We start from the raw sequence: 24938 nt of genomic DNA on the forward strand, positions 1-24938 counted from the left end.
AACTCCTGCACCGGGATTCCCGCACGCCTCAAAAAGCCATTGCGTGCCCAACAGAAGATCAATAACTTTTGTGATCTAGTTCACGTATTGCGCCACCGGAGAAATTGCCGGTCAATTGAGGAGTCAGCCCATGACGGTGAACCGAAAAGTCGCCGCCACAGCGTTCGCTGCGGCAGTTTCCGGACTGATTCTCACGCCCGCAGTCGCCGCTGCAGATGACATCCCCCGCGACCCAATCCAGGTTCCGCCCGGCGAACACGTCTACCGGCCACCGGAGTCGACGATCGGCAACGACGACATCCACATCGATCACGCCAAGCTGCCTGATCTCAGCCATCTTCCGGATTTCGACGACTTCCACATTCACTTCAAGCACGAGAAGAAGAAGTCGTCGAACGAGATCACGACCGTCTTCCCGTCAGGTCGCGAGCCGATTCAGATGCCGCAAACGGCGGCGACTGATTCCATAGAGGTTCCGCAGCCGAACCAGGGGGTACCGATTGCACTCGCTTCGGCAGCGATCCTGGGCACGGCAGCCGTTCGGCGGACGAGGAAGCGCTAGCTTCGGCATCGCGCTGATCGCCGCGGCCCTCCTCGCCGGGTGCGGTGACAGCGACCCGGGCGGCACCGTTCCGCTCGGCGATCCAGCGGGGTCAGCGCGTGCCTCGAACGCTGCAGCGGCGTCGATCGATGGGGCGATCGCCGCAGGTCAGCTCTACATTCCGAAGATCGCGGTGAATGCACCAATCCACGCGCGAGGAACGGTCACCGAACCCAACCCGTTCGCCGGCGGTAAAGAGATGACCTCGTTCGGCGTCCCCAAGGACCGGTCATCGCTCGCGTGGTGGTCGGACGGTCCCCAGATCGGCAGCGATGGCATGGCGATCGTGTTGGGACATGCGCAATCCGGCCGAGGCTATGCCGTGTTCGACCGGTTGCATGAGTTGAAGCCCAAAGACGTGGTGACGGTCGAGAACCCGCAGGGCACCGAACGCGCGGTCTTCCAGGTCATCGCGGTCATCGACCACATCTCCAAACGCGACCCCGACGCACTGCGAAATGTCCTCACCAACCCGCCTGCCGACGCCAACCTGGCGCTCATCACGTGTGGTGGTGAAGCGGACTATTCAGCCATGGCGACCGACGAGAACGTCGTGGTTTTCGCCAGGCGGTCACTGTAGTTTCGGTTTCACGCATCCTTCCGCCGCGAAATCTCCACTCCTAGACTGACTTCTGAGTCGACCGGAAGGGGCCGCGATGCTTGCGTCAGAGCTGCGTGGACAAGGCGTCACCATGGTTCTCGGCACGGTTGTCGACATGGCCGGAGTCGCGCGTGCCAAGTGGGTTCCGGTCTCGCGGATCGGCGATTTCCAAGCCAACGGGATGGGCGCGTGCCCGTCCTGGAACGTCTTCTGCATCGATTCGACACTTGCGTTCACCAAGGACCTGAACGTCATCGGCGACCTCCGCATTCGGATCGACACCGATCGCCTCGCGGTCATCGACGATGGCGTCGCGTGGGCGCCGGGATCGTTCTTCAATCAGGACGGGACGCCGAGCGCGAACTGCGCACGCACTCGACTGGCCGACATTTGCAATCGGACGAGCCTCCGCGCCACCGTCGGTGCGGAACTCGAATTCGCGCTGCTCGGGGCCAACGGACAGCCCGTCACCTCGACGGGGTGGACGGGGTACGGCGCTCGTTCCTCGCTTGAACAAGCACCATTCTTCGCCAGTCTGCTCCGGCGCGCCCAACGAGCTGGACTCGGGATCGAACAGTTCCATGCCGAAGCAGGTGTCGATCAGTTCGAGGTCTCGCTGTCCCCCGCGGACCCCGTTGCGGCCGCCGACGCGGTCGTTCTCGCCCGCATTCTCATCGGACGTGCGGCTGCCGAACACGGCATGCGCGTTTCGTTCTCTCCGCTGCCTTTCGCCGGTGGCGCCGGAAACGGTGCGCACCTGCACATGTCGCTTCAGACGAACGGAACGCTGGTGTTCTCCGGCGGGGACGGTCCGCACGGGCTCACTCTCGAGGGTGGAAACGCGATCGGCGGCGTCCTCGAGTCGCTGCCTGAGTTGCAAGCGGTTTTCGCCGGGTCGGTGTTGTCCCCGGCCCGCATCGGCCCCGGCAAGTGGTCGGGCGCAGCACGCTGCTGGGGACTGGAGAATCGGGAAGCCGCCGTCCGGTTCGTCGCCGCAACGCCGAGTAATCCGCGCGGCGCGAACATCGAACTCAAGGTGGTCGACCCGAGCGCCAACCCCTACCTTGCGATCGCTGCCTTCCTCGGGTCGGCGCTGCGTGGGATCAGCCAGCAAACTCCCCTGCCGCCCGAAGAGCCTGCCGCGCCCCAGGCTGTCGAGACCCTCACCGGAACTCAAGCGGACATCATTGCCGCATTTGCCGATTCGCCGGTCGCGAAGGAGATTCTCGGCGAGGCGATCGTCGAGGCTCTGGTGAGCGCGCGCAGCTACGAGGTCGAGCAGTTTTCGAGGCTGCCGCTCGAGGACGTCACGGAGATGTTCCGTGAGGCCTGGAGTTTCTAGTAGTGGTACGTGTCCGACGGCGCGGCGGTGTGGTCGCGCTCGATCGTCTCGTCCTCGTACTCGATCGGCAGGTCGTAGGAGCGCGCGAGATCGAGGATCTTGTTCGCACGCGCGATACGAGGCAGGTCCGAACCGTTGCGGATGGTTCCACCGTCGCGATCGAACTCGGCGAGGAACTCGACCGCCCAGGCGATCTCGTCCTTCGACGGAGACAGACCCTCGTTGACCGGGTGGCACTGGTCCGGCGACAGGCAGATCTTTCCGGTCATGCCGAACTCCCCGGACACCGCGGTCGCCTCGGACAGCAACAGGCCCGACGACCCGACCGTGGGGCCGTCGATGGCCGGCGGGAGCCCGGCGGCGGTTGAGGCGATCGTGAAGCGCGAGCGCGCGTAGGCCAGTGTCATCGGGTCGCCGCCGAAACCGGTGTCGCGGCGGAAGTCACCGATACCGAAGGCGAGGCGGAAAGTGCCTTTCGCCGAAGCGATCTCGCTGATGCGCTCCATGCCGCGCGCGGTCTCGACGAGCGCCACGATCTTGACGCCGGGCAGGCGCTTGGCGGTCTCGACGATGTGGTCGACCGACTCGACCATCGCGAGCATGATGCCGCTGACCGGGACCTTCGCCAGCGCCTCGAGGTCGCCCGCCCACCACTCGGTGCCGAAACCGTTGACGCGCACCCAGCCGTCGTTGCCGGCGGACAGCCAGTCGCACACGTTTGCACGCGCTTCGGCTTTGCCGCTGGGCGCGACGGCGTCCTCGATGTCGAGAACGACGATGTCTGCACGGGACTTCGCCGCGCGATCGAATCGATGCGGCTGCGCTCCGTTGACGAGCAGCCAGCTACGCGCGAGAACCGGGTCGATCCGGAATCCGTGGATTTCGGAATGATCGCCGTTGCCTGAGGTGGTCACAGAAAGAGGTTAACGGCTGTGAGCTCAGTCCAGTACCGAAGCGATGTGGACAAGCGCATCTCCGGAATTGACCGACGGTTGCCGAGTCAGGCCGATCACCACTCCGGACCGGTCGGCGTGCACCAGTCGCACGCGTCGTCCGAACGTGTCGGACAGGCCGCCGATGCGCTGACCCTCGGTGACGAGGTCCCCCAATTCGACGTCCAGGGCGAGCAAACCGGTCCGTCGCGCGCGCACCCAGCCACTGTTCGTGCACATTGCCGGCAAGGCTCCGGGCTCGACGGTGTCCTCGTCGATCATGCCCAGTTTGGCGAGAACACGGCGGACGCCCACCACCCCGGCATCGATCGCCCAGTGGTCGAATCGGCCGGCCTCGCCCGCCTCGTACAGCAGCACCGTCGCCCCGCGCTTTCGTGCCTCCGCACGCAGTGAGCCGGAGCGAAGTTTCGCATCGAGCATGACTGGCGCACCGAAGGCTTCCGCGAGTTCGCGCGTGCGGGGGTCGGACAGATCACCGCGGATCTGGGGCAGGTTCGTGCGGCGATCCGATCCGGTGTGGAGGTCGATGCCGACCTCGCACTTCGAGACGACCTCCTCGATCAAGAGGTGTGCAATGCGTGCGGCGGTCGATCCGCGAGCCGATCCGGGGAACGACCGATTGAGGTCCCGCCGATCCGGCAGGTACCGGCTGCCGATCATGAAGCCGAGCACGTTCACGACCGGGACAGCGACCACCGTTCCGCGCAGAGTCCGCGCGTCCAGCCCCGCGAGAACCTGCGAGATGACCTCGATTCCATTGATCTCGTCGCCATGGATCGCAGCGTCGAGCCACACCGCCGGCCCGTCCTCCCGCCCGTGCACGACGCGCACCGGCAGCGATGCATCCTGGCCCGTGATCAGGCGGGTGATCGGCAATTCGACGTTCTTCGCCTTACCCGGACGAACTCGCACACCGCCGATCGGGAACGATTCCCGCCGCATCACACCCCCCGGTTCTTCCGTCGCACCACTCGCTTCGGCCGACCCCCGACATACGACTTTCCAGAGTCCACCAGGAATCCCTGGCGCAGGGCCTGTCGGCCGATCAACATGCGAAAACCCATCTCGTCGCGGCGCGCTAATGTGACTTCTGCCGTCACGCGCCGATCGAGAAGGGCGATGTCCATCACGACGACGTACCGTGTCTCTGTGTGCCCGGATGAACTCCGGACCGGACGGATATCGTGCACGGGAAGCTCGTGCTCACGCGAGTCCAGTGCGGATCGCTGCCAAGGGTGCACACTGAACCGCACCCAACGCTGGCCGTCACGCTCGAACTCCTCGATGTCGAAAGCATGGAGAGACGACGTGCGGGCCCCAGAATCGAGCTTCGCCTTGATCCAACGGACGTCCGCGTCCGGCAAGCTCACCCATTCGCGCCATCCGGCAACGGAGGTTGAATGGAGTCCCATACGCCTCAGCATAGAAAGTAGCTAGAGCACTCCAGTGAAGCTCGCGATTCTTTCCCGCGCGCCCGGTTCCTACAGCACGAAGCGGCTTCGTGCTGCAGCCCTCGACCGAGGGCATAACGTCAAGGTCCTCGATACGCTCCGATTCGGCATTGACCTCTCGAGCGACCTGCCTGACCTGCAGTATCGCGGTCGTCAGCTGTCCGACTACGACGCGATCCTGCCGCGGATCGGCAACTCGATCACCTACTTCGGCACGGCTGTGGTGCGCCAGTTCGAGCAGATGGACGTCTACACCCCGAACACGGCGAACGGAATCGGAAACTCGCGCGACAAGCTGCGTTGCTTCCAGATCCTGTCTCGGCACAACATCGGCATGCCCGCCACGACGTTCGTGCGCGACCGCGCCGACGTGATCCCCGCAATCGAGCGGGTCGGTGGGGCTCCGGTCGTCATCAAGCTGCTCGAGGGGACGCAGGGTATCGGCGTCATCCTCGCGCCGTCACTCAAGGTCGCCGAGGCGATCATCGAGACACTGCAGTCGACCCGGCAGAACGTGCTGATTCAGCGGTTCGTCAAGGAGTCGAAGGGTCGCGACATCCGCGCGCTCGTCGTCGGTGATCGAGTAGTCGCGGCGATGCGCCGCACGGCAAAGGGCGACGAGTTCCGCTCGAACGTGCACCGCGGCGGCAGCGTCGAAGCGGTCAGACTCGATGAGGCGTACGAGCGGACGGCCGTTCGCGCCGCGCAGATCATGGGACTCAAGGTCGCCGGCGTCGACATGCTCGAAGGCAACCACGGCCCGCTGGTCATGGAGGTCAACTCCTCCCCTGGCCTCGAGGGCATCGAGACGGCCACCAAGCTCGACGTCGCCGGGGCCATCGTCGACTACATCGACAATCAGGTCGCCTTCCCGCAAATCGATGTGCGCGAACGGCTTTCGGTGTCGACGGGGTACGGCGTCGCCGAGCTCGTCGTGCACAGCGATGCCAAACTCGTCGGTACGACGATCGGTGAGTCCGGACTTCTGGAGCGCGACATCCTCGTGCTGACGCTGCATCGGGGCATCAAGGTGATGCCGAATCCCAAGGTGTCCCAGGTCCTCGAAGCCGAGGACCGCATGCTGTGCTTCGGCAAGCTCGAGGAGATGCGGTCGATGATCCCGGCCCGACCGAAACGGCGACCGCGGGTTCGGAAGCTGCCGAAACATCCGGTTCCGGAGAGCTGACCTTCCGGGGAAAGAGTCTCCCGCACGGCGGCTTGTACAAAAGTCCACTTTCGTACAAGGCCCGAAATGGGAGACATTAGGCCCGGGATGGATATCCACGGACCTGCCGAACGGACGAGGGGCCTCACCGCAAACGGTGAGGCCCCTCGTCAGCTGTACCGGTCTACTCCGCGACCTTCGGGTACGTCGGGTACTCGATGCCGGAGATGAACTGGACCGTCCGCACGACCTGGCACGAGTAACCGAACTCGTTGTCGTACCAGCAGTAGAGGATCGCTTGGTCGCCGTCGACGATCGCCGCGTTGGCGTCGATGATCGAGGCCGCACGCGAACCGATGAAGTCGCTCGAAACTGCATCGCTTGCCGCGGTGTAGTCGAGGTTGCGGCTCAGCGGCCCGAACAGCGACGCCTTGCGCAGGTAATCCAGAACTTCTTCGCGGGTGGTCTCGCGCTTGAGCGTGAGGCTCAGGATCGCGATCGACACGTCCGGCGTGGGCACGCGCACCGAGTTACCGGTGATCTTGGCCTTGAAGTCTGGCAGCGCCTTCGCCACGGCTGATGCGGCACCGGTCTCGGTCAGGACCAGGTTGAACGGTGCAGCACGACCACGACGGTCGGCCTTGTGATAGTTGTCCAGCAAGTTCTGGTCGTTGGTGAACGAGTGCACCGTCTCGACGTGACCGCGGATGATGCCGAACCCGTCGTCCATCGCCTTGAGCGGCGGGACGATCGCGTTCGTCGTGCACGAAGCGCACGAGAAGATCTGCTGCGTGACGTCCTGGTCGAGGTGGTTGACGCCGTGCACGATGTTCGGGACGTCACCCTTACCCGGTGCCGTCAGCAGAACCTTCGAGATGCCGGGGCGCAGGTGCTCCGAGAGGCCGGCGCGGTCGCGCCACTTACCGGTGTTGTCGATGAGAATCGCGTCGTTGATCCCGTACTCGGTGTAGTCGATCTCAGCCGGCGAGTTGCTGTAGATGAACTTGATCACGTTGCCGTTGGCGGTGATCGTGCTGGCCTCGTTGTCGACCGTGATCGAGCCCTTGAAGTGGCCGTGCACCGAGTCGCGTCGAAGCAGCGAGGCGCGCTTGGCGAGGTCACCGTCGCCGCCCTTGCGGACCACGACCGCGCGGATGTTCAGCCCGTTCCCCGAGCCCGCCTTCTCGATGAGCAGGCGCGTCACGAGGCGTCCGATGCGACCGAAGCCGTACAAAACCACGTCACGCGGGGCCTGCGTGGCGGGCTTGTTCTCACCGGTCACGTCCGCGAGTGCTTGTGCGGTGAACTCCGGAATCGACAGTCCACGGTTGTCGGCGTTGTACGCCAGAACCAAGCGGCCCAGGTCGATCTTCGCGCTGCACAGGTCCAACTCGGTGAGCGCCTGAAGGAACGGGAACGAGTCGTTCACCGACACCTCGTCGGTGATCTGGCGCGTAAACCGGTGCGTCTGCAGAATGCTGATCACTGATTTGTTCACCAACGACCGGCTGTGCAGCAAAATCGTCACGCCTTTTTCGCGGTACAACGACCCGATTATCGGGATCATCGACTCCGCGATGGCTTCGCGTGTATTCCAACTATCCAGCTCTTGACTAGGCAATCCAGACTCCAGCGCTAAGGGCGTTCCGCCGTCGATCAATCTGAATGCTAGTCAGGGAAAACGCTTCGCATCAAAGCAATCCACGACTTATTGGGCCTCGGCGAGGTCAACGTCACAGCGAATGCCTTTTGACCTCAGGAAACGCACAAACCGCACTTTCCGAGTGTGAAGTCCGCGGTCTGGATGGTTAGCGCAATGAACCGGTCGCGATCAAATCATCGAGGAGACCCGGACTGCTCTCTGGCACAGTTTCCGTCGTCGTCTCCTTCGAACCGGGGGTCGGCGCCGCATTGACCGCATCGGGTGTCGGCAATTCTGGTGCGGCTTCCACGACCTGTTCCGCAGTCTTCGTCACGGGGAAGGCGGCCGCACGGGTCGCCTCGAGTCGAATTCCGGCCTGCTGCTCTCGCGTGTACGGAGTGAGGCTCGCAGCCAGGTCGGTGTCGGTCGTGACTGTGCCTACCACCTTCGTTCCAGCGCCCGCGAAATCCGCGGCCGCACGCCGAATGTGATTCGGCGACGTCACCAGCACGACCTTGGAAATGCCCCGCTGTTGAAGAAGTGCTGTCGAGTTCTGCGCATTGCCGACCGTCGACGGAGCCTTGTCCTCGACGAGAATTCGAGATTCGGGTACGCCCTGGTCGAGGAGCCACTTCTGCATCGCGGCACCCTCGGAAATGCCTCGCTTCGGGTTTCCACCCGTGACGACGATGGGAATATCGGGAACCGTATTCGCCTGCAACAGGCCAGTACTCAACCGGCTGACGAGTTCGGGACGCATCGATCCGTCGTCGAGCAGGCCGAATCCGAGGATGACGATCGCCATCGACGAGTCAGCGGGAACCGGTTGCGTCGAGGGCACGATCGCCGCGGCGAAGTTCACGCCGTCGATGACGTTCCGCGCGGTCTGAGCCTTCGCCGAATCCACCTGCGCGAGGCGACTGAGAGCGGCATCGCGGGTACCGGTGTCGTCCAGTTGCTCGGACCAGATCGCTTGCAGCGCAAGCGCATCCGCGTTATTTGGGGTCAGCGCGAGCATCTGCTGCAACGCCGCCAGTCCGCCGGCCGCTTCTCGGTTGGTGAATTTCTGCTGGGCCTGGTTGTACAAACCAGCAGCATCGTCCTCGGCAGCGACCGCGAAGATCCCGGGTAGCGACCCGGTTGTCGGAGCCTCGATCACCAGACCGATCACCGCCGCGCACGCGACTGCCGGGATCAGGGCGAACCTGATCCCGGCAGTGGCACGGCGACGATGCCTCACCAAGATCAGCGTAGGCAGTGTTAGCTACGTCACAATCCCGGCCGCAACCCAGCTCGGTAACGAAAGGCGGAGCTACTCCGCCTCAGGTACCTCCACGACGGCAAGCACGGCACCGACCTCGACCTGCTGGCCGACCGCGACGTTGAGCTCGGTCAGCACACCTGCGGTCGGCGTCGAGATCGTGTGTTCCATCTTCATGGCCTCCAACCAGAGGATCGCCTGCCCGGCCTTGACGGTGTCACCGACAGCAGCACCGAGGCGAATGACCGAACCCGGCATCGGCGCGAGGAGCGAGCCCTCGGCGACATGGTCGGCCGGATCCTCGTAGCGCGGGACACGACGGACAGTCACCGGACCGAACGGCGAATCAACGCAGACGACGTCACCGTAGCGGGCCACATCGAACATCCGGGCCACGCCGCCCACATTGAGAACGACGTGAGACGGCGACAGCGAGATCAGTTCCAGCCCCTCGAAACCCTCGACGCTGATCTTCCCGTTGCGGTCGAAGTTGTACTTGACCACGTGCTCGCCGGTGTGGCGGCTGTCGTACTTCTTGACCTGCGGAAGCGACTGGAGGTTTCGCCAGCCGTTCGGGAAACGTCCGCCGAACTTCGAGGCCGCACGGTTCGCCGCCGACTCGGCCAGAGCAGCCGCGACAATCGACAGCTTCTCCTGTGCCGCATCGACCAGAGGCGCCGACAACGAGTCGAGACCGTGTGTGTTGAAGAACGCCGTGTCGGTGTCCCCCGCGAGGAACGCCTCATGCCGAAGGACGCGCACGAGCAGGTCGCGGTTGGTGATGAGGCCGTGAATCTTGCTGCGCGACAACGCGTTGGCCAGGATGGTCGCGGCTTCACGCCGCGTCTCGCCGTACGAGATGACCTTCGACAGCATCGGGTCGTAGTGCACGCCGACGACCGAACCGTCTTCGATACCGGTGTCCAGGCGCACGCCCGGACGGTCGAACAGATCGAACTCGGTGATCGTGCCGGGGATCTCGATCTTGTGCACGGTGCCCGACTGCGGCTGCCAATCGTGCATCGGGTCTTCGGCGTACAGACGGACCTCGATCGAGTGACCGCGCAGCGCCGGCGGCTCGGCCGGGAGCTCGTCGCCGTTGGCGACCTGGATCTGAGTACGAACGAGATCGAGACCCGTGGTCATTTCGGTGACCGGATGCTCGACCTGCAGACGCGTGTTCATCTCGAGGAAGAAGAAGTTGCCCTTCTCGTCCGCCAGGAACTCGACCGTGCCCGCGCCCTCGTAACCGATCGCCTCGGTCGCGAGCTTGGCGGCCTTGAACAGCTCGGCCCGCATGCCCGAGATCTTCTCGACAAGCGGCGACGGTGCCTCTTCGACAACCTTCTGGTGCCGGCGCTGAATCGAGCACTCACGCTCGCCGACGGCCCACACGGTGCCGTGCTGGTCCGCCATGACCTGGACCTCGATGTGACGGCCGGTCTCGATGTAGCGCTCGACGAAGACCGTCGCGTCACCGAATGCCGATCCGGCCTCGCGCGATGCGCCCGCGACCTCGCCCGCCAACGCATCGAGCGAGCGGACAACGCGCATACCGCGACCGCCACCACCGGCAGACGCCTTAACGAGCACCGGGAGCATGTCCTCGGTGACTTCCTCGGGCGAGAGTTCCTTGAGGACGGGAACGCCGGCGGCGTCCATCATCTTCTTCGACTCGATCTTCGAACCCATCTGCTCGATGGACTTGACCGGCGGGCCGATCCACGTCAGCCCCGCGTCGATGACTGCCTTGGCGAACTCTGCGTTCTCGGACAGGAACCCGTACCCGGGGTGGATGGCGTCGGCGCCGGCAGCCTGAGCTGCAGCGATGATGAGATCACCGCGCAGGTAGGTTTCGCCCGGGGTGTTACCGGGCAAACGCACCGCGGCGTCGGCTTCGGAAACGAACGGAGCCTGAGCGTCGGCGTCCGAGTACACAGCGACCGTGCCAAGACCGAGTCGACGACAGGTGGCGAAGACTCGACGTGCAATTTCGCCGCGGTTGGCGACGAGGACAGAAGTAATCACGAGAGCCTCACATCCGGAAGACACCGAAGCGATCGGTGCCCTCGATTGGGTTGACGTGGATTGCGGACAGCGCCATGCCGAGCACGGTGCGGGTGTCGCGCGGGTCGATGATGCCGTCGTCCATGAGGCGACCCGACATGAACATCGGGGTCGACTCCTTTTCGATGGTGTCCTCGGTCTGCTTCGCGATCATCGAGGCAAAGGCCTCAGCCTGGTCGTCCCACACATTGCCCCGGCCCTCGTGTGCCTGGCGCGCGACGATCTTGACGACACCAGCGAGCTGGGCCGCACCCATGACCGCGCACTTCGAAGACGGCCACGCAAACACGAACCGCGGGTTGAACGCGCGGCCGCACATGCCGTAGTGACCCGCACCGTAGGAGGCACCCATGAGCACCGAGATCGCCGGGACCTTCGAGTTGGCGACCGCGTTGATCATCTGGGCTCCGTGCTTGATGATGCCCTTCTGCTCATATTCCTTACCGACCATGTAGCCGGTGGTGTTGTGCAGGAAGATCAGCGGAGTGTCGATCTGATTGCACAGCTGGATGAACTGGGTCGCCTTCTGCGACTCCTCGCTCATCAGCACGCCGCGGGTGTTCGCGAGAATGCCGACCTTGTAGCCGTGGATCTCGGCCCAACCGGTCGCGAGCGCCGAACCGTAGAGCGGCTTGAACTCGTCGAAGTCCGAACCGTCGACGACGCGGGCGATGACCTCGCGCGGGTCAAAGGGGATCTTGAGATCGCCCGGGACGATGCCGAGCAGTTCTTCCTGGTCGTACAGCGGCTCGATGACCTCGGCGCGCGGCTCCGGACCCTTCTTCCGCCAGTTCAGGCGCTTGACGATGTTGCGACCGATGCGGATCGCGTCCTGCTCGTCCTGCGCGAGGTAGTCGGCGAGACCCGAGATCTTGGCGTGCATCTCGGCACCACCGAGGGTCTCGTCGTCGGTCTCTTCACCCGTGGCCATCTTGACCAACGGCGGGCCGGCAAGGAACACCTTCGCGCCGCCCTTGACCATGACGACGTAGTCGGACATGCCCGGGATGTAGGCACCACCCGCGGTGGAGTTTCCGAACACGAGCGAGATCGTCGGGATCTTGTTGGCCGAGGCCTGCGTGATGTCGCGGAACATCGCACCACCCGGCACGAACACGTCCTTCTGCGACGGCAGGTCGGCGCCACCCGACTCGGTGAGCGAGATGACCGGCATCGGGTTCTCGCGGATGATGTCGTTGATCCGGAGCGACTTCTTGAGCGAGAAGCCGTTCATGGCGCCGCCCTTGACCGTCGAATCGGGTGCGATGACCATGCACTCGACGCCCTCGACGATGCCGATGCCAGCGATGATCGAGCCACCGACGTGGTATTCGCTGCCCCAACCCGCAAGCGGAAGGAGTTCGAGGAACGGGGTGTCCTCGTCGATGAGGAGTTCGATGCGCTCGCGAGCGGTCATCTTGCCCCGCTTGTGCTGACGCTCGACGTACTTCGGACCGCCACCGGCGATGTTCTTCTGGTACTCGACGTCGAGAGCAGCCAACTTCTCGTTCATCGACTCCGTATTGGCGATGTAATCAGCGCTGTTCTTGTCCAGCGCGGTCTTCAGAGTGGTCACGCGTACCCCAGGAGCTTCGAAGCCAACATGGTCATGATCTCGTCGGTGCCGCCACCGATGCCGATGATGCGGAAGTCGCGGTAGATGCGCTCGACTTCGGACTCGCGCATGTAGCCCATACCGCCGTGGAGCTGAACGGCTTCGTTGACGACCCACGCACCGTTCTCGACGGCGGTGTTCTTCGCGAAGCACACCTCGGCGAGAAGGTTCGCCTCGCCCGCTTCCGCCCGCTCGACGATCGCACGCGTGTAAACCCGGGCGACGTCGATCTTGCGCTGCATGTCGGCGAGCTTCATCTGCACGTGCTGACGCTTGATGAGCGGCTTACCGAAGGTCTCGCGGTTGCGGCACCACTCGACGGTGAGGTCGAGTGCGCGCTGGGCGGTCGAGTAAGCCAGCACTGCGAGTCCAATGCGCTCGGACACGAACGCGCCGGCGATGGCGGCGAATCCTGAGTTCTCCGGACCCACGAGGTTCTCGACCGGAACCTTGACGTCGACGTACGACAGCTCGGCGGTGTCGCTGCACAGCCAGCCCATCTTGTCGAGCTTGCGGGACACGGTGAATCCGGGCGTGTCTTTGTCGACGACGATGAGCGAGATTCCGCCCGCACCAGGACCGCCGGTGCGCACAGCAGTCGTCACGTAGTCGGCGCGCACACCAGACGTGATGAACGTCTTCGAGCCATTGATGATGTAGTGGTCGCCTTCGCGCTTGGCCGTTGTGCGGAGGTTGTTGACGTCGGAACCGCCACCCGGCTCGGTGATCGCGAGCGAACCGATCATGTCGCCATTGAAGGTCGGCTTGACGTACTTGTCGATCAGACGCTGGTCGCCCGAAGCGATGATGTGCGGGCACGCGATCGCACACGTGAACAGCGACGCCCAGAGACCACCAGGCGCGCCGGCGTAGCCGAGTTCCTCGCTCATGATCGTGTCCTCGATCATCGAGCCGCCCGAACCACCCACGGCTTCCGGCTTCGAAATGCCGAGTAAGCCCAGTTCGCCAGCCTTCTTGTGCAGAGCACGAGGGAGCAGGCCGTCGGCCTCCCACTGGTCGATATAGGGCATGATCTCGCGCTCGGCGAAACCGCGTGCCGTGGCACGGAGTTCCTTGTTCTCCCAAACAGGTGGGTTGATCACTTGAGGAGTCCTTCCGGAATCTCGATATGACGGGACCGCAGCCACTCACCAAGGCCCTTGGCCTGCGGGTCGAACCGGACCTGCTCGGCAACGCCCTTGCCGAGAATGCCCTCGATGACGAAGTTGAGCGCTCGCAGGTTCGGGAGAACCGTGCGAGTGATGTTGAGCGACTTGGCTTCTGGGAGCAGCTCCCGAAGCTTGTCGGTGGTCAGCTCATTCGCGAGCCAGGCCCACTGCGCGTCGGTGCGGACCCACACGCCGATGTTGGCGTTGCCGCCCTTGTCGCCCGAGCGAGCCAACGCGATCGTGCCGAGCGGCACGGTCTTGGTGGCACCTTCGTACGAAAACTGCGGGAGTGCCGGCTCAGCGACATCCTCGAGCGGCTGTGTGTCCTGGACGTTCGCGACGTCGACGCGCGTTCCGTCCGGCAGCACGGCAATGTGCGAAACCTTGTCGCGGTCGACATAACCCGGGGTGAAGAAGCCGTACGGCGAGGCGTTCCCGGGCGGCGCGGTGAACGTGCAGCCCGGGTAGCTGGCGAGCGCGAGTTCGACGGCGACGGCGGAGAACGGCTTGCCGATCTTGTTCGGGTCCGGGTCACGGGCGACCAGGCGCAGGAGCGCGGAACCCTGCTCCTCGGTCTCGGCGTTCGGACGGTCCAGCCGGATGACCTCGGTCGACAATTCCGCCGGCTGCACCGGCAGCCATTCGCGGAACTGACTGATTGCGAGTTCGGCCTTCTTCTCAATGTCGAGGCCGGTGAGGATGAGGGTCATCTCGTTGCGGAACCCACCGAACGAGTTGAGCGAAACCTTGAGTTGCGGCGGCGGAGCCTCACCCTTGACGCCCTCGACCAGAACGCGGTCTTCACCTTCTTGGCTCACCGTGAAGCTGTCGAGACGCGTCGTGACGTCCGGGTTCGCGTAGCGCGTGCCCTGGATTTCGTACATCAGCTGCGACTTCACGGTATCGACCGTGACCGCGCCGCCCGTTCCTTCGTGCTTACCGATGACGAACGATCCGTCGCGGCGGATGTCGGCGTACGGAAATCCGGGGCGGCCGATCATGCCGCCGTTGATCTCGGTGAAGAACGAGTAGTTTCCACCGGTCGCCTGCGTGCCGCATTCGATGATGTGGCCGGCGACGACGGCACCCGCGAGGGCGTCGTAGTCGGTGCGGCTCCAGCCGAAGTGCGCGGCGGCGGGCCCGACGATGACAGCCGCGTCGGTGACGCGACCAGTCACGACGATGTCCGCACCCGCGTTGAGGCACTCGACGATGCCCCAACCGCCGAGGTACGCGTTGGCGGTCAACGATCCGGCGAAACCGAGGTCGGCGGCCTTGTCGATGATGTTGTCACCCTCGACGTACGCGATCTTGGGTGCGAGTCCGAGCTTGTCGGCCACTTCCTGCAGCTTTGCCGCGAGGCCCGCGGTGTTGAGGCCACCGGCGTTGGCGACGATCTGCACATTCTTCTCGAGCGCGAGACCGAGGCACTGCTCGACCTGCGTGAGGAACGTCTTGGCGTACCCGAGCGATGGGTCGCGCATACGGTCCTTGCCGAGGATGAGCATCGTCAGCTCGGCGAGGTAGTCACCGGTGAGGACGTCGAGTTCGCCGCCCTCGAGCATCTCCTTCATGGCAGAGATGCGGTCACCGTAGAAACCGGAACAGTTTCCGATCCGGATGACGTCAGGATTGTTCGAAAGCATCTGTCTCCCTACGAGAACTGTCCGGGCTGACGACCCTCACCGGGCGGGCCAGCGAAAACCTGTGCAATGGAGAGCCAGTGTTCGACCGCATCCGTGCTCGCGACGAGATCGGTGTCGAGGCGGTGGCGGCGCTGCGTGGCCAGGAGGCAGAAGTCGAGTGCGGAGCCAGTCAGCTTGTCGGCGGAATCTTCCGGACCCCACGACCACACCTCACCGCTCGGCGCCGCGAGCTCGATGCGGAACTCTGCAGCGGGCGCAGTCTCGCCGCGAACCAGGTACGCGAAGTTGCGTGTCCGGACCGCGAGGTGCGTGACGTGCTTGAGCCGGTCGGTCGGCTCGCGCGTGATGCCGAGTGCGTCGAAGACGTCCTGACCGTGCGCCCAGGTCTCCATCATTCGAGCGGTCGCCATCGACATCGCGCTCATCGGCGGACCGAACCACGTGAGCTTCGTCCCAGCCGGGACGTTCTTGAGGGCCTCGACGAGCTTGTCGCGGCCGTCCTGCCAGACCTGCAGCAGGTCCGGCTTGGCGGCCCACGCCGTTGCCTCGTTGTCGACGTACTTGTCGATGTCTCCGGCGGCGATCGCCTCCTGCAGCCTTTGCATGAACAGCTCGGGGTCGGTCGCCGATACGTAGGCGATGTCATCCGTCCAGGCCAAGTGGCCAATCTGGTGCGCGATCGTCCAGCCCGCGGCCGGAGTCGGCGTCTGCCAACCGGTCGAGTCCAGTCCCGTCACCATCTTCTCGAGATCCGCGCCTTCAGCCGCGAGATCCGCGAGCACATCTACGAGCTCAGCCATGCGACACAGCAAACCAGCGTTCGGAAACAAAATCAAGCACGCTTGATTGTTTTTGGGGAGTGGCGCAGGTCACCGTAGCGAAAATCAGAAGGCCGACTGCATGACTCTGTTGTACTCCCGGACGGGCAGGGGCACGGCGACCTGCGCGTTGTCGAGGAGCTGAATCGCTTCATCCCAGAGCGACTGGATATGAAAGGCGTACGAAGAGCGTTCGCTAAAGTGCTGAACAATCGGGTGCGCAAGCATCTTCGCCATCCATCCAACTTCGGCCAAGAAGTCGATCAGCCAGGGCGCCGTCGCGGAATCGGACCGCATCGCCCCCACGATCGCAGAATGGGCACGGTAGTACATAAAAACCTTCCATTGGACGTCGGACAACGTCTGCCCGACGGCGACGAGTTCGCTCGGTAGTCGCTGCAGCCGATATCGCTCCGCAGGAATCGCGTTCTGAATGAGAACCGGGTAGAGCGAGGCCCACTGGGAAGAATCGATCGGCTGAATGAATTCAAAGGTTCGAACCAAATCATAGAATTGGTTCCAATCTCCAGCCCCGGCCAGCAATTGCAGTATTCGACCGGGTTCGGCCTCCGCAGCCAGCGACGGCGTTGCCCGCCGTTCGAGTAACTGCTGCGCCAGCCTCGATCTGCCCTTGGCCGCATCTACCCAGAAGCGATCCCCGCAGCGTGCAGGATCTGCCAGCCAGTCCGACAGCGACTTGTGGTACAGCCGAAATCCAGGTGTCACCGCGGTGGCGTCCCAAACAACGAATTCGCCGATTGCCCGCAATGCCGTTGCGACGTGTCGCTCCCCGTCGGCGCCCGCCGCCGCATCGAGTATTTCGCGGGCAATCGGTTGGTCTGCTGCGACCAGCACCTCAAGCGTCGGACGAAATTCCTCGAACGAGCGCGAATCCGGGAATTGGCGTTGGAAGAAACGTAGATAATATGAATTCAGACCGGGCGGGCGGGTGCCGAGTTCGGCATAGTTCATCAAGCCGCGGACCAATCCATCGCACAGCTGCCGTGCGTAGAGGAAATTTCCACCGCAGTGTGGTGCTATTTCGTCGATACAGTCGTCGACCGAGAGTCCCTCCATAGCCGCCCACTGGCTGAGATTGGGCGTATGGAACTGCTGCCGCAGAAACTTCCGGATGTCGGCGACGTTCCGCCGATCCGAGACGTCCAGCCGGTAAGCGCGGAGACCCGACATCCGCTGGATCACTCCCGGCTCATTTCGCGTCGTCGCGACAAGTCGTAACCACGGCGGCAGACGCTCGACAAACGTCGCCAGCAAGTCCACGATGGTTCCGCCTGCACTTTGCACTCCAAACGGCAAGGCTTCGTCCAGTGCGTCCACTAGCAAGAAACGCACTTTCCCGTCGGGCGCGCGAAGTCTTTGCAGTGGCGCGACCACACCGATGTCGAACGAGCCAACGGGATCCGCACGGCATGAGTCCCAGTCCAGCGCCGACCGGACGGCCAACTCGGTGAGAAATGCCGCGTATTCGGGTAGCTGGCTTGCGATCATCGCGGCGATGCTTCGGACGAATCCAGCCGTCTCCAATGTTGCCCGCACGTCGGCCTGACAGCAGTGGTAGGCGAGTACTCGACCACCCGGATTTCGATGAACCAGTTCTGCGACCAGTGCAGACTTTCCCACACCCGGGTCACCGGCAACCAATAGCGCGGGCTCACGGCTCGTCCTGAGCCACAACTCGATCTCGGTTAACAGCCATTCCCGGCCACAGAAGTCTCGGTGTTTCTCGTAAAGGAACGCCGCGAAGTCCCACGGCTTCAAGTTGGTGACGTCGGTGCGATATGCGACCTTGCCAGCGAGCGCGTCGGCGATACCACGAAGGAGCCGCCTGAGACCGCCTTCGTAGTGCTCCTGCGAGTCACGCCACCGGCACATGTCGACATAGTCGAGCCGGAAGATACTGAACGGCGGCTCGCACATCTCGGCCATCACCGGAACAATCGCGGTGGGCGGTTCAGCGAACCGCGCAAAGCTGATCTCATCAAGGCAGACGCTGTCGCCCGCCGCATCGGCCACCGGGTTGTTAGTCGTCCGCACCGCTGAAGGGGTCAGCACTGCGACCACCAGTTGAGAGCTTCGCAAGCCGTCGCGGATCTTCACCTCCCAGTCGCTACCGGCGACAATCTTTGGCCGATCGAGCCAGATTCGGTAGCCATGTCGTTCCAGATCGGCAGCGAGGCGGGTCGCCAAGTCGCTCGCATCGCGGCGGGCATAGCTGAGGAACACCAGAGGCTGCGTACCAACGTCTGGCCCGACCACCCACCGTTGGTCGCAGTCGTCGCAGAACCAATCCCCGCGGTGGTTGCGAAACCGGATCCGCTCCGACCCACAGGAAGGACATGCGACGGGTTGGGTCATTAGAGGCAGCCAGATATCTGGGGGATCCGCATGTCCACGGTCTGTCGATCGAAAGTCAATCGCAGAGACGTCGTTCGGTCGAACGCCACGCACCCCACTCGTCCATCATGCAGCGTTGAACTTCAGGGCAATGCCGAACCGAAATCACGCCAAATCGGGAGTTCGGGCTGTCGCGGCGACGTCTCAATTCACGATTACAGACCCAGAGAACCGTCGTTCCTTGCTCGCCTGCGGGCATCGGGGGCGATCGGGCCAATGAATGCCGACTCGAACAAATCGCCTGGCACAATCCACCGTTCTCGGTCAGCACCCCGAATAACCCACGACCCCTCGGCTGCACGTTCGATTCCGCAGTGCAGCTTGATCGCCTCGCCTGTTCGCGCCCGACGCGCCTCAACGTCGCTGTTTCCCCGCCACCGCTTGTCGTCAATCTGCTGGTAATTCTTATGAAAGGCAGCGTCGTCTGCTGATCGCCTGCCACTTGCGGGATCGGTGACGTCCCAGTCACCCGCCATGCCTTCCATCAGTGCACCCGTCCCGCTCGTCCACGTCCACGTTTCTTTTTGGCGCACGGCTGTAACCTCTCCTACATTTCGATACCACGACCAAACGTGTGGACGTGATCGATACCCGAGGTCACGAAGAGCCTCAAGCGTTCCGGCGACGCTGTCGAGAGCTCGGTCCTGGCGCTTTCTGCTATCCAGAACCTCTTTCCACGGCACAAGGTTCTCGTTCTTCTTCGCCTTCTCGTCTCGCTCTACTCCGAACGACCAGTCAGCGTCTTCGTAATACCGGCACCAGTCCTCGTGTTCAGCCTTTGCCATCTCCATCGCTGCGGGTTCATCGAAGCCAAGAGCAGCGAGTCGTTCAATCGGCGTGCCACCGCTTCTCCGTTTGATGCCCGGCACCGTTCCATCGAACGCGCTGAGCGTGTGATCGCCCATCACCTCGACCATCCAGAGGGCCATCTTGACCTGCCGGTAATTCGACCCTTTGTAGAACTTGTCTAGCTGCGACCAGGGCTTACGGCTGTCTTGATCGCCCGGATACGCAATCCGGTACCGCTCATGAATCAGTCGCGCAGCCCTACTCCATACGTCGGGTTCGACTCCCCCCAGGAGTTCCAACGTCAGTGCGAAACTGTGCAGCCGACCAACGACCGGTGCGCGCTCCGCAACTTCGACGGACGGATCCCAGGCAAAGATCGTCACCTGTGGATGGCGTGCTGCCAACCGCGTACCCAAAGTGGCGTCCCGGCGAACCAAGTCGTCGACCAGAACTACAACATCGTTCGTATTTATGCTGTTGTCCGCAGGCGCCAGAACCCGATGCAACACACGCAAACTTGGCGGCTCGTCCTCCGGCTCAATGGAAAGAGGCTCCGACCCAGATCCGGTGCGCAACTGATGTAGCCGATGATCCTCGTGAAATTCCGTGGCACCTTTACCCACAAGGACAACGCGGGGAAGGTGTGGCGAATCCGGCGCAGAACAAAACTCGCGCTCGATCTGTCGGTGGCTGAATTCAGAGCAAAGCGCGAGCGTGAGCGGCGACATGCCACAGACAATGACTCGACCAACATTGCCCAGGGCGACGATGTCGTCGACCAGTCGCCGTGCTGTAACGCCGTACTTGCCAATCACATCGGCAGCCCACTGGTCGTCATCATCGCGGCCACGATGTTCGGTGCGAATCGCCTCCGCCTGCCACGGGTCATCGATCCGGAGGACCAGCGGTAACCGGCGCTTCCTTTGTAACTCCCGGACGACGGGGGTGATTCGCTTAGCCGCGCGAGGTTCGCGGCCGGGTCGGGCGACAGGATGTACAGCGATTCAATCTTCTTCCAGCACCGCATTCGCCGAAGGTCTTGAAGGTCCAGGTCTGCCGCAATCACACGGGCTCCAGCGGCCCGGGCCTTCTTGACACACGGACGGTCCGGTACCGACGTCAGGAGGAGGAGTCTGCTGCGGCCTTCTAACGAACTTGCCACCTGCCTGATGATCGACTCGGTGTCATCGTCGATACCGATCACGATGGTCAGCCTCTTGGCGAAGAAAACGCTGAACTTGTCGGCCTGCACCTGCAGAATCGTGATCAACGCGGCGCTGACAACCGCGACGGCGAGGGCTCCGACTGCCGCAAACCTGGCGACATCAAGCGCCACTGGCGTCGCGGCGGGACACCGGGCACCGTTCTCGAAGGTTCGATCGTCGATGTTGCCCTTCATGAGCCACGTCGTCCACAGAATGGGCGAGAACACTGAGGTGGCCTTGTTTCCACATCGAAAAAACGAACTGAAGCCAAGAACCGCGCAGACGCCCAACAACCCGACCACGACGACTATCGGAACTGTTTTGTCGCGGGTGACCGCACGCGCTCGATACGCCAGTACACAGGCAAGCACTATGGTTGCGACGACCACCAACGTGCTCGGGAGCGAATTCGGCTCTCCGAACCAACGGACCCAATCCCAGAGCCCATCGCGAAAACGATTGTTGCGCGTCCGGTCATCAGGTGGCGTATTCAGTGCGAGGAACGACAGGTAACCGATCTCGAACACCGCAACCAGGAGGATCACTCGCCGAAACACGACCGTCGTCCCCGGGTGTTTCAACCATGCCCGGAGCCGGTCCACCACCGGTCTAAATCGTTTGCCGGAAGCAGCCTTTGACGGCGCCATGACTAAGGCATACCGCACCAAACGCAACCGCGGTACGACTTCGAAGCTGACCGCGGTCAGCACATGTCCCACGACGCCGGACACGATAGCGCGGGACGCTCGTCGGGATCGCCGGAGTCCGCGGACTCCCACGCGGTAATAAACCAGTGCGCGTACGGAAGGGCATTGAGCGGATCGAATGCGGCCACTTTCCTCCATGTCCCAGTCGAGGGTGGTGAGAGTTCGCGGCCCTGTGTTGGCGCATGTGATTCGAATCATCGTGACCCCCATCTCGGCACGTTCTCGCCGAACATGGGACGCTGTCGACATGCGGATGGCTGCGATTGACGCACTGCACTTCTTTGGTGAGATTCCGGATTATCCCGGTGACGTCGTGCCGGTGGCAGTCATCGACTCCCCCAACGGATCGCCGTCGTTCGAGCAGATCCGCGACGTCATCGCGGCGCGCGCCGAACGCATTCCCACCCTGCGCGAACTGGCGCAGACCGTGCCACTGAACCTCGACTACCCGCACTGGGTTCGCGACGAGCGGCCCGTCGAACGGCTGATTCTCGAACACCCCGCCAACACGTGGACCGACGTTCTCGCTGCGATCACCGAACTGTCGCTCGAGGGCGTCGACGCCGACCAGACCGGTTGGCGGCTCGTGGTGTTCCGCAACGTGACCGGCGCTCCCGACATCAAGGGCACCGCGACGGTCGTGATGCACCAGGCCAACCACGCCATCACCGCCGGCGGCGGCAGCTCGCAGGTGATGCGCGCACTGTTCGGCGACGACGACGCGCTCGCGCGAATCCCCGGCCATGGCAACCCCAGCGACAAGGTCGGATTCCGCGCCGCGCTGCACGGACTGCGCCGACTCCCCCGCGATCTGCGCACGGCAGCGAAGGCGACCCCGGCCGGCCGGCGCCTCCGGCAGATGAATGACGCCCCCGAGCCACGAGTAAGCCCCGCCCTCAACACGCTGGGGACCGGTCGGAACTTCATCGACATACGTCCGGTTTCGACAGCTCAGCTGAAGACCGTCGGCGGCGTCACCGAATCCACCTTGGTCGCAGTATCCATCGCCTTGTCGCGTTACCTGATCGAACAAGGCGAAGCCGTGGAAGGCATCACCGCGGTACTCCCCGTCGCGCCGAAATCCTTTCGCGGCGTCAAGCTTCCGGTCCCGGCCGCGAATACCGCCGGTGCGCGCGCGATCGTCGGACTCCACCTGACGATCGATGATCCACACGAGCGTGCAGAGCAGATCAAGGCGGATCTGCGGAATCAACTCGTGATGTGCGAAAGCGAAGAAGTCATCGCCGTGCGGTACGGCTTCGAGGCCACGCCACCATTCCTGTTGGCGCTGTCTGCGAAGGCCTCGGCGAAGCGAAGTCCCACAAAGCCATCCGCGAGCGTGAACGTGAACTCATACCATCGCGGCCCGGCGACTTTGACGCTGTGCGGCGACGCCGTTCGCTACATCGGTGCCGCAGCCATCGTCAATCCACGCGTCTCCCTGACGGTCCAGGTCAACGGACTGGGTGACGTCACGGCGGTCAGCGTCGCCGCGGACAGCAGCATGCCTGATCCGCAGAGCTTCGCCGATCTGCTGCACGAGGCAATCGCCACGATCAGTGCGCTATAGCGTGCACCTTCGCGTGGCCGAGGCCGCGATCGATCATCCACTTGTTGACCGGCACCGTCACGACGAACGCGATCGCCAGCGACAACACCAGTGAGCCCCAGAACAGTGCGCTCGTCAGGCCTGCGTTCATCGCCCCTGGAATGCCCACGACGATCGTGTTGTCGACGATCTCCATGACCGTGATCGAAACGGTGTCAGCGACCAGCGCGATGCGCAGTGCGGCGGCCAGCCCGGCGCCCGACCGCAGCACCGAGCGAATCGTCAACAGGTAACCGCAGAAGAATGCCAAGGCGATCGCCAGCACGACAGTGATCGCACCGTGCAGACCGAGCGCAGTACCGATCACCATGCCCAGCACCTCACCGATCGCACAACCGGTCAGACAGTGTTGCGTGGCGCTCATGGCGGTCCGCCACCCAGAAGTCGACATCTCGTGATGGTGTTCGTGGTCCATGGTCTCGGTATACCCCTATGGGGTATACCGGTCAAGACTTTGTCTGCTCGATCTCGTGCGCCGCGGCCAACAACATCGACTCCGAACCCGGCTTCCCCACGAGCTGGACAGCCAGCGGCAGACCGTTCGACTCGCCCACCATTGCGGTGACCGCTGGGAAGCCCGCGAGGTTCCAGGCCTGCGTGTAGGCGATCGAGCGGGCGGACGCCAAGTAGGTCTTCCAGTACCCCGCGCCGTTGAGAGAACCTGCAGGTCCAGGTCCTTTCGCCGTCACCGGCTGAACCAAGACGTCGATGTCTCTGAACCAATCGAGTGCGCGGTCGCGCCACGTGTCGGATGACGGTTTCGGTCCGCCCTTGCGCAGGATTTTCCTCCCTTGTTTCGCCATCTCCGCCGTGCGCGACTCGAGCTTCGAAACGTCTAGTCCCAGGTCGTCGACGTCCTGCGCGATACCCGCCAGCCAGAACCGGGCCCAGTGCTGGATGAGTGTCATCGGGTAGGGGGGCTTCTTGGAATCAACGCTGTGGCCCGCGGCGACGAACTGCTTGGCGGCCAGTTCGACCGCTCGTCGTTGAGGGGAATCCGGCAGTGCCAACGGAGTGACCGCATGCGTGGACGTCGCGATGCGGAGTCTTCCCAGAGCGGGAAGCGTCGCCAAGCCAGGCTCAGCGGCCAGCACCGAAAGCGCGAGCGCCGCGTCGGTCGCGTTCGAGGCGATGGGCCCCGAGACGGTCATCCCGAACCAGTGCTCGTCGGCCTTGCCCGGCAACGGCAACCGGCCGCGCGTGGGCTTGAGTCCCGTGAGTCCGCAGAAGGCTGACGGCACCCGAATCGAGCCGCCGCCGTCGGTGCCCAACGCGAGAGCCGCCATCCCCGACGCCACCGCTACCGCGGACCCGCCGCTCGAACCACCCGGGTCGAGTCGCTCATCGAGCGGGTTTCTCGTCACGCCGAAGGCGGTCGAACTCGTGAACGCCCACGCTGCGAGTTCAGGCATGCGCGTCGTGCCGACGATGACCGCACCCGCTTCCCGCAGGCGCTGAACGAGGAGGTCATCGGTGGTGCGGGGCGCACCATTCGTGGCCGCGCTGCCATTGCGCAGCGGTGCACCCGCAACCGCGAAGTTGTCCTTCACGGCGACGGGCACGCCGGCCAGTGGCAGGTTCGCTCGATCTGGATGCGCATCGACGGCCTGTGCGTCCGCGATCGCCTGGTCGGCAAGGACGGTCTGGAAGGCGTTGAGCGTTCCGTCGAGTTCGGCAATCCGGTCCAGCGAGGCTCGCGCGACGTCCGCCGCGCGGACGCGACCAGCGCGGACGTTTGCGGCGATCTCGACAGCAGACAGTGTTTTTCTCATACCTCCACCGTCTCGCTTTTCGATGCCGGGCGGTATCGGGCGTTCTCCCGAGGCGCCACGGTCGGTGTTGCATATGGGTGCCGAGCCTGCTGGCTCTCACACCCGACTTC

At 63.7% G+C, this 24938-nt stretch carries 21 protein-coding genes; 5 read left to right on the top strand and 16 right to left on the bottom strand.

What is annotated here, in order from left to right; all coding sequences use genetic code 11:
• Positions 1-130 precede the first annotated feature (130 nt).
• From F600_RS0119975 to F600_RS0119985, 3 genes are all read left to right on the top strand, one after another.
• Positions 131-562 carry a hypothetical protein gene (locus F600_RS0119975; protein ID WP_018162423.1) on the top strand — a complete coding sequence of 144 codons (432 nt, stop codon included), beginning with the start codon at positions 131-133 and terminating at the stop codon, positions 560-562.
• Entirely contained in the window at positions 501-1181 is a 681-nt protein-coding gene (locus F600_RS30720; RefSeq protein ID WP_018162424.1) for a class F sortase, read from the top strand. The genes F600_RS0119975 and F600_RS30720 overlap by 62 nt, the downstream gene beginning before the upstream one ends.
• 76 nt (positions 1182-1257) lie before the next feature.
• Positions 1258-2544, top strand: a complete 1287-nt coding sequence (locus tag F600_RS0119985) for a type I glutamate--ammonia ligase (RefSeq protein WP_018162425.1) — start codon at positions 1258-1260, stop codon at positions 2542-2544.
• Here F600_RS0119985 and F600_RS0119990 read toward each other — a convergent pair.
• Genes F600_RS0119990 through F600_RS0120000 form a run of 3 tightly spaced genes read right to left on the bottom strand, consistent with a single transcriptional unit; the run spans position 2541 to position 4909 of the window.
• Positions 2541-3458, bottom strand: coding sequence for an HpcH/HpaI aldolase/citrate lyase family protein (locus F600_RS0119990; protein ID WP_018162426.1), 918 nt, complete (start codon positions 3456-3458; stop codon positions 2541-2543). The genes F600_RS0119985 and F600_RS0119990 overlap by 4 nt on opposite strands.
• A gap of 24 nt (positions 3459-3482) precedes the next feature.
• A complete protein-coding gene (locus F600_RS0119995; protein ID WP_018162427.1) occupies positions 3483-4439 on the bottom strand; it encodes a succinylglutamate desuccinylase/aspartoacylase family protein in 957 nt (318 codons plus the stop codon).
• Positions 4439-4909, bottom strand: a complete 471-nt coding sequence (locus F600_RS0120000; RefSeq protein ID WP_018162428.1) for an ATP-dependent zinc protease family protein — start codon at positions 4907-4909, stop codon at positions 4439-4441. Before F600_RS0120000 ends, F600_RS0119995 begins: the two co-directional genes overlap by 1 nt.
• A gap of 34 nt (positions 4910-4943) precedes the next feature.
• Here F600_RS0120000 and rimK point away from each other — a divergent pair, with 34 nt between their 5' ends.
• Entirely contained in the window at positions 4944-6134 is a 1191-nt protein-coding gene (gene rimK, locus F600_RS0120005; RefSeq protein ID WP_018162429.1) for a 30S ribosomal protein S6--L-glutamate ligase, read from the top strand.
• 163 nt (positions 6135-6297) lie between these two features.
• Here the strand turns inward: rimK and F600_RS0120010 are convergent, their stop codons facing one another.
• From F600_RS0120010 to F600_RS32580, 11 genes are all read right to left on the bottom strand, one after another.
• Positions 6298-7734 carry a glyceraldehyde-3-phosphate dehydrogenase gene (locus tag F600_RS0120010; RefSeq protein WP_026306752.1) on the bottom strand — a complete coding sequence of 479 codons (1437 nt, stop codon included), beginning with the start codon at positions 7732-7734 and terminating at the stop codon, positions 6298-6300.
• 187 nt (positions 7735-7921) lie between these two features.
• Positions 7922-8926 (bottom strand): YdcF family protein, encoded by a 1005-nt coding sequence (locus F600_RS29130; RefSeq protein WP_018162431.1) that lies wholly within the window; start codon positions 8924-8926, stop codon positions 7922-7924.
• A 141-nt stretch (positions 8927-9067) separates the two neighbouring features.
• Positions 9068-11044: an acetyl/propionyl/methylcrotonyl-CoA carboxylase subunit alpha gene (locus tag F600_RS0120020; protein ID WP_018162432.1), complete on the bottom strand. Its 1977-nt coding sequence runs from the start codon at positions 11042-11044 to the stop codon at positions 9068-9070.
• A 7-nt stretch (positions 11045-11051) separates the two neighbouring features.
• Entirely contained in the window at positions 11052-12659 is a 1608-nt protein-coding gene (locus tag F600_RS0120025) for an acyl-CoA carboxylase subunit beta (protein WP_018162433.1), read from the bottom strand.
• The gene (locus F600_RS0120030) at positions 12656-13801 is read right to left on the bottom strand and encodes an acyl-CoA dehydrogenase family protein (protein ID WP_018162434.1); all 1146 of its coding nucleotides are present in this window, start codon (positions 13799-13801) and stop codon (positions 12656-12658) included. Before F600_RS0120030 ends, F600_RS0120025 begins: the two co-directional genes overlap by 4 nt.
• Positions 13798-15513: an acyclic terpene utilization AtuA family protein gene (locus F600_RS0120035; protein WP_018162435.1), complete on the bottom strand. Its 1716-nt coding sequence runs from the start codon at positions 15511-15513 to the stop codon at positions 13798-13800. The genes F600_RS0120030 and F600_RS0120035 overlap by 4 nt, the downstream gene beginning before the upstream one ends.
• Positions 15514-15521: 8 nt before the next feature.
• Positions 15522-16313: a TIGR03084 family metal-binding protein gene (locus tag F600_RS0120040; RefSeq protein WP_018162436.1), complete on the bottom strand. Its 792-nt coding sequence runs from the start codon at positions 16311-16313 to the stop codon at positions 15522-15524.
• An 84-nt stretch (positions 16314-16397) separates the two neighbouring features.
• Positions 16398-18707, bottom strand: coding sequence for a TIR domain-containing protein (locus tag F600_RS0120045; RefSeq protein ID WP_081628928.1), 2310 nt, complete (start codon positions 18705-18707; stop codon positions 16398-16400).
• Positions 18708-18901: 194 nt separating this feature from the next.
• The gene (locus tag F600_RS29135) at positions 18902-20350 is read right to left on the bottom strand and encodes a RyR domain-containing protein (RefSeq protein WP_156024690.1); all 1449 of its coding nucleotides are present in this window, start codon (positions 20348-20350) and stop codon (positions 18902-18904) included.
• Positions 20347-20967, bottom strand: coding sequence for a hypothetical protein (locus tag F600_RS29140; protein ID WP_156024691.1), 621 nt, complete (start codon positions 20965-20967; stop codon positions 20347-20349). The genes F600_RS29135 and F600_RS29140 overlap by 4 nt, the downstream gene beginning before the upstream one ends.
• 476 nt (positions 20968-21443) lie before the next feature.
• Positions 21444-21575: a hypothetical protein gene (locus F600_RS32580; protein ID WP_255222417.1), complete on the bottom strand. Its 132-nt coding sequence runs from the start codon at positions 21573-21575 to the stop codon at positions 21444-21446.
• A 119-nt stretch (positions 21576-21694) separates the two neighbouring features.
• Here F600_RS32580 and F600_RS0120055 point away from each other — a divergent pair, with 119 nt between their 5' ends.
• A complete protein-coding gene (locus F600_RS0120055; protein ID WP_162141454.1) occupies positions 21695-23017 on the top strand; it encodes a wax ester/triacylglycerol synthase domain-containing protein in 1323 nt (440 codons plus the stop codon).
• Here F600_RS0120055 and F600_RS0120060 read toward each other — a convergent pair.
• Both F600_RS0120060 and F600_RS0120065 read right to left on the bottom strand, forming a co-directional pair.
• On the bottom strand, positions 23004-23447 hold the full coding sequence (locus F600_RS0120060; RefSeq protein ID WP_040632155.1) for a DUF4396 domain-containing protein: 444 nt from the start codon (positions 23445-23447) through the stop codon (positions 23004-23006). The genes F600_RS0120055 and F600_RS0120060 overlap by 14 nt on opposite strands.
• A 55-nt stretch (positions 23448-23502) precedes the next feature.
• Entirely contained in the window at positions 23503-24828 is a 1326-nt protein-coding gene (locus tag F600_RS0120065) for an amidase (RefSeq protein ID WP_018162440.1), read from the bottom strand.
• Positions 24829-24938: the final 110 nt, after the last annotated feature.

Origin of the sequence: Smaragdicoccus niigatensis DSM 44881 = NBRC 103563 (assembly GCF_000380645.1) — a bacterium.
Taxonomy (GTDB): domain Bacteria; phylum Actinomycetota; class Actinomycetes; order Mycobacteriales; family Mycobacteriaceae; genus Smaragdicoccus; species Smaragdicoccus niigatensis.

Coding starts and splice junctions, on each gene's coding strand:
- F600_RS0120060 (WP_040632155.1), bottom strand. CDS start 23,447: ATGTCGACTTCTGGGTGGCGGACCGCCATGAGCGCCACGCAACACTGT.
- F600_RS0120000 (WP_018162428.1), bottom strand. CDS start 4,909: ATGGGACTCCATTCAACCTCCGTTGCCGGATGGCGCGAATGGGTGAGC.
- F600_RS0120045 (WP_081628928.1), bottom strand. CDS start 18,707: ATGACCCAACCCGTCGCATGTCCTTCCTGTGGGTCGGAGCGGATCCGG.
- F600_RS0119985 (WP_018162425.1), top strand. CDS start 1,258: ATGCTTGCGTCAGAGCTGCGTGGACAAGGCGTCACCATGGTTCTCGGC.
- F600_RS0119975 (WP_018162423.1), top strand. CDS start 131: ATGACGGTGAACCGAAAAGTCGCCGCCACAGCGTTCGCTGCGGCAGTT.
- F600_RS0119995 (WP_018162427.1), bottom strand. CDS start 4,439: ATGCGGCGGGAATCGTTCCCGATCGGCGGTGTGCGAGTTCGTCCGGGT.
- F600_RS0120055 (WP_162141454.1), top strand. CDS start 21,695: ATGCGGATGGCTGCGATTGACGCACTGCACTTCTTTGGTGAGATTCCG.
- F600_RS0120040 (WP_018162436.1), bottom strand. CDS start 16,313: ATGGCTGAGCTCGTAGATGTGCTCGCGGATCTCGCGGCTGAAGGCGCG.
- F600_RS0120065 (WP_018162440.1), bottom strand. CDS start 24,828: ATGAGAAAAACACTGTCTGCTGTCGAGATCGCCGCAAACGTCCGCGCT.
- F600_RS0120035 (WP_018162435.1), bottom strand. CDS start 15,513: ATGCTTTCGAACAATCCTGACGTCATCCGGATCGGAAACTGTTCCGGT.